The sequence below is a fragment of the uncultured Bacteroides sp. genome (genome assembly GCF_947632445.1).
Lineage (GTDB): Bacteria > Bacteroidota > Bacteroidia > Bacteroidales > Bacteroidaceae > Bacteroides.
Map to the genome: position 1 here is coordinate 1 of NZ_CANRPM010000098.1, position 7,058 is coordinate 7,058.

The 7,058-nt window shown below is 51.8% G+C and carries 6 protein-coding genes; 4 read left to right on the forward strand and 2 right to left on the reverse strand.

Annotated features, from left to right (window positions below; genetic code table 11):
* Window positions 1–56: 56 nt before the first annotated feature.
* Together Q0Z70_RS12595 and Q0Z70_RS12600 are read right to left on the reverse strand one after the other, a co-directional pair.
* Window positions 57–491 (reverse strand): hypothetical protein, encoded by a 435-nt coding sequence (locus Q0Z70_RS12595; RefSeq protein ID WP_298075041.1) that lies wholly within the window; start codon window positions 489–491, stop codon window positions 57–59.
* Window positions 492–848: 357 nt separating this feature from the next.
* A complete protein-coding gene (locus Q0Z70_RS12600) occupies window positions 849–1,874 on the reverse strand; it encodes a lysylphosphatidylglycerol synthase transmembrane domain-containing protein (RefSeq protein WP_298075042.1) in 1,026 nt (341 codons plus the stop codon).
* A 63-nt stretch (window positions 1,875–1,937) separates the two neighbouring features.
* Between Q0Z70_RS12600 and rsmA the strand changes: the two genes are divergently transcribed.
* From rsmA to Q0Z70_RS12620, 4 genes are all read left to right on the forward strand, one after another.
* On the forward strand, window positions 1,938–2,744 hold the full coding sequence (rsmA, locus tag Q0Z70_RS12605) for a 16S rRNA (adenine(1518)-N(6)/adenine(1519)-N(6))-dimethyltransferase RsmA (protein WP_298075044.1): 807 nt from the start codon (window positions 1,938–1,940) through the stop codon (window positions 2,742–2,744).
* Window positions 2,745–2,805: 61 nt separating this feature from the next.
* Window positions 2,806–4,146, forward strand: a complete 1,341-nt coding sequence (gene mgtE, locus Q0Z70_RS12610) for a magnesium transporter (protein WP_298075052.1) — start codon at window positions 2,806–2,808, stop codon at window positions 4,144–4,146.
* Window positions 4,147–4,270: 124 nt separating this feature from the next.
* Window positions 4,271–6,130: a DUF349 domain-containing protein gene (locus Q0Z70_RS12615; protein WP_298075046.1), complete on the forward strand. Its 1,860-nt coding sequence runs from the start codon at window positions 4,271–4,273 to the stop codon at window positions 6,128–6,130.
* A gap of 556 nt (window positions 6,131–6,686) precedes the next feature.
* The gene (locus Q0Z70_RS12620; RefSeq protein WP_298075049.1) at window positions 6,687–7,007 is read left to right on the forward strand and encodes a hypothetical protein; all 321 of its coding nucleotides are present in this window, start codon (window positions 6,687–6,689) and stop codon (window positions 7,005–7,007) included.
* The last annotated feature ends 51 nt before the right edge of the window (window positions 7,008–7,058 follow it).

Here is a 7,058-nt window from a genome sequence, read left to right on the forward strand (position 1 = left end):
AGGGCGGGTGATTTGAACAACATGAGTGCCTCTTTTTCAGGCCGAGGCGAAGCCCTTTACTTGCCGGTCGTCACGACGTCGCTGCGGTCGGCATTCAGGTCGACGGTGAAGGCGACGGCGAGGTCCTCGCTATTCCGCTCCGCATAAAGCTCAATCTTGTCGGCACCGACGGGCATGGTGGATTTTTCTGACAGCACATCGCCGGAGAGACCCAGGCTTCCGTCGCTATAGTGGACGACCATCTTCCGGCTCATCGTGCGTCCGAGGTCGTAATGATCTTTCTTCGTCAGGTCCACGCCCTCCTTCAGCTTCAGCCTGACTTTCAGGGAGAAATCGGCGGGAAAGGACTCGAAGTCGAAGGTCTTGCTCCATGTCCCCGTGATGGCTTCCGTCTTCGTCCCCGCCGGAGAGGTGTATTCGGCGGTGATGTCGAACAGGGCCAGCTTGTCGTCGGGGTATGTCAAATCGACCGTATAAGAGGCGGAAGTCACGACAGGGCTCTCGTCGATATTCCCGGTCGGGTCGTCGTCCGAGCATCCCGCTGCGAAGGCAAGGGCTGCGATTGCCGCGAAGCCGTAAAGCAGGCGGTGTAACTTTTCTTTCATCATGTTCATATTTTTGTTCACTTTTTTCTTCGGGCTCTGTATTCCACATTCCGCAGAGATCGGGCGAACCCGATTAAACCCAATCGCTGCGGGCTTTCATTCGTTCACGCCGCGAAGGTATGTATTTTTAGTTCAGGGTAAAATTTTGCCTCCCCCGTTTTAACACGAATTTAACGTCTATACGATGACACGATGTGACAGTGTGACAACGTGACAACGTGACAATTACCTAAAATCGGTTTTTCATTTCCTTCTTCCGCTCCACGCGAGATGCAGCCAGCCCCAGAGGCCGAGGACGATGACGAGCAGCGTCTGGATGCCGTGAACAAGGAGGGCAAAAAGGGCGGCATCGGCCGACGACACGCCGTAGAGCATCATCATGGTGATGACGGCAAAATGCCAGGGGCCGGCACCGTTGGGCGTGGGGACAATGACGGCGAACGCCCCTGCCACGAACATGACCAAGCCGGCCTGAAGCCCCAAGCCGGAAGTGAACGGGAAGCAGTAGAGGGTCAGGTAAAAATGAAGGAAGTAGCATAGCCACATCAGGACGGTGTGGAGCAGGAAGAGGGGGACACTGCGAACCCGACGAAGGGACATGACACCCTGCCACACGTCGAGCACCACCCCCCGGACACGCTCGAAAACGACGAGCATGCGGGCCAGCCATACGAGCAGCACGACCACCCCCGCCACACAAAACAGGGCGACGTAGAACCAGGGAGAGCCGAAGAGGTGGACAAGCGAGGGTATCTTGGTACCCGTCTGGCGGAAGAACGTGAGGAAGACGGGAAGTTCGAGCAAAAGGGTGGCGCCCGTAATGAGCAGGAGGCAAAGGATGTCCACCAGACGCTCGGTGACCACCGTACCCAGCGACTTGGAGAAAGGCACCCCGTCGCAGCGCGAAAGGACACCGCAGCGCGACACTTCGCCCACACGGGGAATGACGAGGCTCGTGGCATAGGACAGGTAGACGGCATCGACCAGATGGGAGGAGCGCGGACGGCAGCCCAGCGGCTCCAGCGTCTGGCGCCAGCGCAGGGCACGCTCCACATGGCTCCACACGCCGAAAAAGAGCGAAAGGCACATCCACTCCCAACGGATGCCGTGACGCAGCACGAGGGCCGCCTGCGCAAAGTCGAAGTCGCGGTACACCCAGTAGAGGATGAAGGCACTCAGCAGCAAGGGCAACACGACCTTCGCCAAGTTTCTGTAAAGCCCTTCATGCGCCCTTTTCGTCCTTCCTCCGTTAAATTCTTCATTCTTCATTCTTCATTCTTCATTAAAAAGAACTACCTTTGCCAGGCACAAAAGTAATAATAAATTTGATAGATGAGATTGGTAAAGCCTAAAAAGTTTCTGGGCCAACACTTCTTGAAAGACCTGAAGGTGGCAGAGGACATCGCCGACACGGTGGATGCCTGCCCCGGCCTGCCTATCCTCGAAGTGGGGCCCGGCATGGGCGTGCTCACCCGGTTTCTCCTGCCCAAGGGGCGCGAGCTGAAGGTGGTGGAGGTGGACTTCGAATCGGTGGCCTACCTGCGCGAAGCCTATCCCCCGCTGGAAGAGCACATCATCGAGGACGACTTCCTGAAGATGAACCTGACCCGCCTCTTCGACGGAAGGCCCTTCGTACTGACAGGCAACTATCCCTACAACATATCGAGCCAGATCTTCTTTAAGATGCTGGACAACAAGGACCTGATACCCTGCTGTACGGGCATGATACAGAAGGAGGTGGCCGAACGCATGGCCGCAGGGCCGGGCAGCAAGGCGTATGGCATCCTGAGCGTACTCGTCCAGGCATGGTACAGCGTGGAATACCTCTTCACCGTCCACGAAAACGTATTCAACCCGCCGCCCAGGGTGAAGAGCGCCGTCATCCGCATGACACGTAACGGCACCCGCGCCCTGGGATGCGACGAGCGGCTGTTCAGGCAGGTGGTGAAGACTACCTTCAACCAGCGCCGTAAGACGCTGCGAAACTCCATCAAGCCCCTCGTGGGCAAGGACTGCCCCCTGACTCAAGACGCCCTCTTCGACCGGAGGCCTGAGCAGCTGTCCGTGCAGGAGTTTGTAGGACTGACGAATAAGGTGAATGAATATTTAAATAGCGAAGAGTTGAAAACGGAGAATTGAAAATAATCCATCCACCGTTCCCCATTTTCAATTATCAATTTTCAATGAAGAAAAGATGGAAATAGACGAAGAATATATCAGCCAGGTCAAAGGCTACATCGGGCAGAAGGACACGGAGAACGTGAAAGCCCTGCTGGCCGACCTGCATCCGGCCGACATCGCCGAGCTGTGTAACGACATCGAACCGGAGGACGCACGCTTCGTCTACCGCCTCCTGGACAACGAGACGGCAGCCGACGTACTGGTGGAGATGGACGAAGACGTCCGTAAGGAATTCCTCGAACTGCTCCCCTCGGAAACCATCGCCAAGAAGTTCGTGGACTACATGGACACGGACGATGCCGTAGACCTGATGCGCGACCTCGACGAAGACAAGCAGGAGGAAGTCCTCTCGCACATCGAGGACATCGAGCAGGCCGGCGACATCGTGGACTTGCTGAAGTATGACGAGGACACTGCGGGCGGACTCATGGGCACGGAAATGGTGACCGTGAACGAGAACTGGAGTATGCCCGAATGCCTCAAGGAAATGCGCATGCAGGCCGAACAGCTGGACGAAATCTACTACGTCTACGTCATCGACGACGACGAACGCCTGCAGGGCGTCTTCCCGCTGAAGAAAATGATTACGTCGCCCTCGGTGTCGAAGGTGAAGCACGTGATGAAGAAAGACCCTATTTCGGTACACGTGGACACGCCCGTCGACGAGGTGGTGCAGATCATCGAGAAATACGACCTCGTGGCCGTACCGGTCATCGACAGCATCGGACGGCTCATGGGACAGATAACCGTCGACGACGTCATGGACGAGGTGCGCGAACAATCCGAACGCGACTATCAGCTGGCTTCGGGTCTTTTGCAGGATGTCGAGACGAACGACAACCTGATGCGCCAGACAAGCGCACGCCTGCCCTGGCTGCTCATCGGCATGCTGGGCGGCATCGGCAACTCCATGATTCTGGGGAACTTCGACGCTACCTTTGCCGCCCATCCCGAAATGGCGCTCTACATCCCCCTCATCGGCGGCACGGGTGGAAACGTGGGGACACAGTCGTCGGCCATCATCGTGCAGGGCCTGGCCAACAGCTCGCTCGATGCCAAAGACACGCTGAAGCAGGTGGGCAAGGAAGCCGTCGTGGCCAGCATCAACGCCACCATCATCTCGCTGCTGGTCTACATCTACAACTTTGTACGCTTCGGCAGTACGGCCACGGTGACCTACTCCGTGTCCATCAGCCTGTTTGCCGTCGTGATGTTCGCCTCCATCTTCGGTACCCTGGTGCCCATGACGCTGGAGAAACTCAAAGTAGACCCCGCCATCGCCACAGGCCCCTTCATCTCCATCACGAACGACATCATCGGCATGATGCTCTATATGGGAATCACAGTGCTGCTGGCGTAAAGGCTTCCAAAACTTTTTTATAAAAAAAACGGGAAAAATGTATGAAGTAAACGTTTTATTTCATTAATTTGCAATTCTTATAATCCAAAACGGGAAAACCCGTTTCTAAAATAAAGACATAATAATGACGGACACTCATGACACTAATCTCCCCGAAAAGCAAGTGGAATTAGAAGAAGGAAAGCAAGCAGCTGAAGTTTCCGAAACGGTAACGGCGGAAAACCCGGCTGAGGAACAGACAATGGAAAGCACAGTAGAAACCACTCCTGCACAGAAGCTGACGAAGGAAGAGGTCATCGCACGGCTGAAAGCCATCGCAGGCGACGTGGAAAGCGTCACCAAATCCGAAATAGACGGCCTGAAGCAGGCCTTCTACAAGCTGCATAATGCCGAACAGGAAGCAGCCCGCAAGAAGTTTGCCGAAGAAGGAGGTGCCCCCGAAGACTACGTACCCATACCTGACCCCTTGGAGGAGGAAATGAAGAACGTAATGTCCGTCATCAAAAACAAACGGAACGAAATGGCTGCCGAGCTGGAGAAACAGAAGGAAATGAACCTGCAAGTGAAGCTCTCCATCATCGAAGAGTTGAAAGACCTGCTGGAGTCGCCCGAAGACGCCAACAAGAACTACACCGAATTCAAGCGCCTGCAACAGCAGTGGGGTGAGATAAAGCTCGTGCCGCAGGCCAGCATCAACGAGCTGTGGAAGAACTACCAGCTCTACGTGGAGAAGTTCTACGACCTACTGAAGATGAATAATGAGTTCCGTGAATATGACTTCAAGAAAAATCTCGAAATAAAGACCCGCCTCTGCGAAGCCGCCGAGAAGCTGTCCGAAGAGACCGATGTCGTGTCGGCCTTCCACCAGTTGCAGAAACTTCATCAGGAATTCCGCGAAACAGGCCCCGTAGCCAAAGAACTGCGCGAAGAAATATGGGCACGCTTCAAAGCCGCATCGACCGCCGTCAACCGCCGTTACCAGCAGCACTTCGATGCCCTGAAAGAGACAGAGCAGCAGAATCTCGACCAGAAAACGGTAATCTGCGAAATCGTTGAGGGCATCAATTACGACGAACTGACCCATTTTACCGCCTGGGACAGCAAAACACAGGAAGTCATTGCTCTGCAAAACAAATGGAAGTCCATCGGATACGCCCCGCAGAAGATGAACGTGAAAATCTTCGAACGCTTCCGTGCCGCCTGCGACATCTTCTTCAACAAGAAGGCCGAATTCTTCAAGACGGTGAAAGATAACATGAACGAGAACCTCGAAAAGAAACGTACCCTCTGCGAAAAGGCAGAAGCTCTGAAAGACAGCACCGACTGGAAAGCTACAGCCGACATGCTGGTGAAACTGCAAAAGGAGTGGAAGACTATCGGTCCCGTAGCCAAGAAACACTCTGACGCCATCTGGAAACGCTTCACCACTGCCTGTGACTATTTCTTCGAACAGAAAAACTTGGCAGGCGCTTCACAACGTTCGGAAGAACAAGATAACTTGGAAAAGAAATGCGCCATCATCGCTAAGCTGGAAGCCATCGGCGAAGAAACCGGTGCCGACACGGCCATTGAACAGGTGCGCACACTGATGAAGGAATGGAGCACCGTAGGTTTCGTGCCTTTCAAGGACAAGGACAAGGTGTACAAACAATACCACGCACTGGTGGACAAACTGTTCGAACGCTACAACATCAGCCTGTCTAACCAGAAATTGAGCAGCTTCAAGAACTCCATCAGTAACATTCAGGAAGGAAGCCCGCAGGCGCTCTATCGCGAACGTGAAAAACTGACTCGCACTTACGACAATATGAAGAGCGAGCTGCAAACATATGAGAACAATCTTGGCTTCCTGAACGCCGCCTCGAAGAAAGGCAACAGCCTGTTGACAGAACTCAACCGCAAGGTAGAGAAGCTGAAAGCCGACATTGATCTGGTAAAGGAGAAAATCAAGGTTATTGACGAAAGCATCCAGAAAGAAGGCTGAGGAATATACGACTAACGAGGGTTGTAAAAACGAGAAATGTGGCCTAATATGCAAATGCCCATTAGGCCACCACGGGTTGATAGAGCAACACAAACGAGAATTGAAGATTAGTACGACTTTCTCCATTACTTAGTCAGGCTACAAACCTATAACCTTATAATCTCTTAATAGAACTGCATTTTTCAGCGTTTTATCTTTAGCTATTCAAAACTTTTCGCTAACTTTGCAACAATTTCAGAGGCCTTAATGCGTTAAGGTACTGAAAGGACATATTTAACGAAAGGTGTTATTGAGATTATCTTCTACTAACAAATTCTCGCAAAATTTGAAAGACTGTGAAGGTGATAGCAATAGCACTCCGCTTTTGATATATACCTACCTTATGTCCATAAGGCTTTTAGATATTGTCAAATGGGTGTGGGTTGCTATTGTTTTATCCACAGTCAAGGCAATGCGAGAAGCCTGTTAGTAGGATAAAGCAAATAAGTGCCCACACCTTTTTCTATTTAATAGAATAGCTTTTTAAGGGTGCTGAAAAGCATAAATAGAAAAGAGAATGAAAACTTTTAGATTTTTAGAAATGGCTTTATTAGCCATAGTAATGTGTGTGAACTTTACTTCTTGTAGTGATGACGAAGAAGAGCCTGCTAAGAATGAGGATGGTGTGATTACCAATCAAAAACAGCTTATGCAAATGAAGATAGGAGATACCTCTTGGGATTTTATCTATGATTCTAAAGACAGGTTGACTTCCATAATTTGTACCGAAAAATATAATGGAAGAACAGAGCGGAAGATAACAAATTATATTTGGAATGATAATACTATTGTGGCAGAGCATGATAACTATATAGGGACATTCAGTAAATGTCTTTAAAAATAAAAATGGCATAGAAGATGCTTTGTTCATATCATCTCATATGCCATT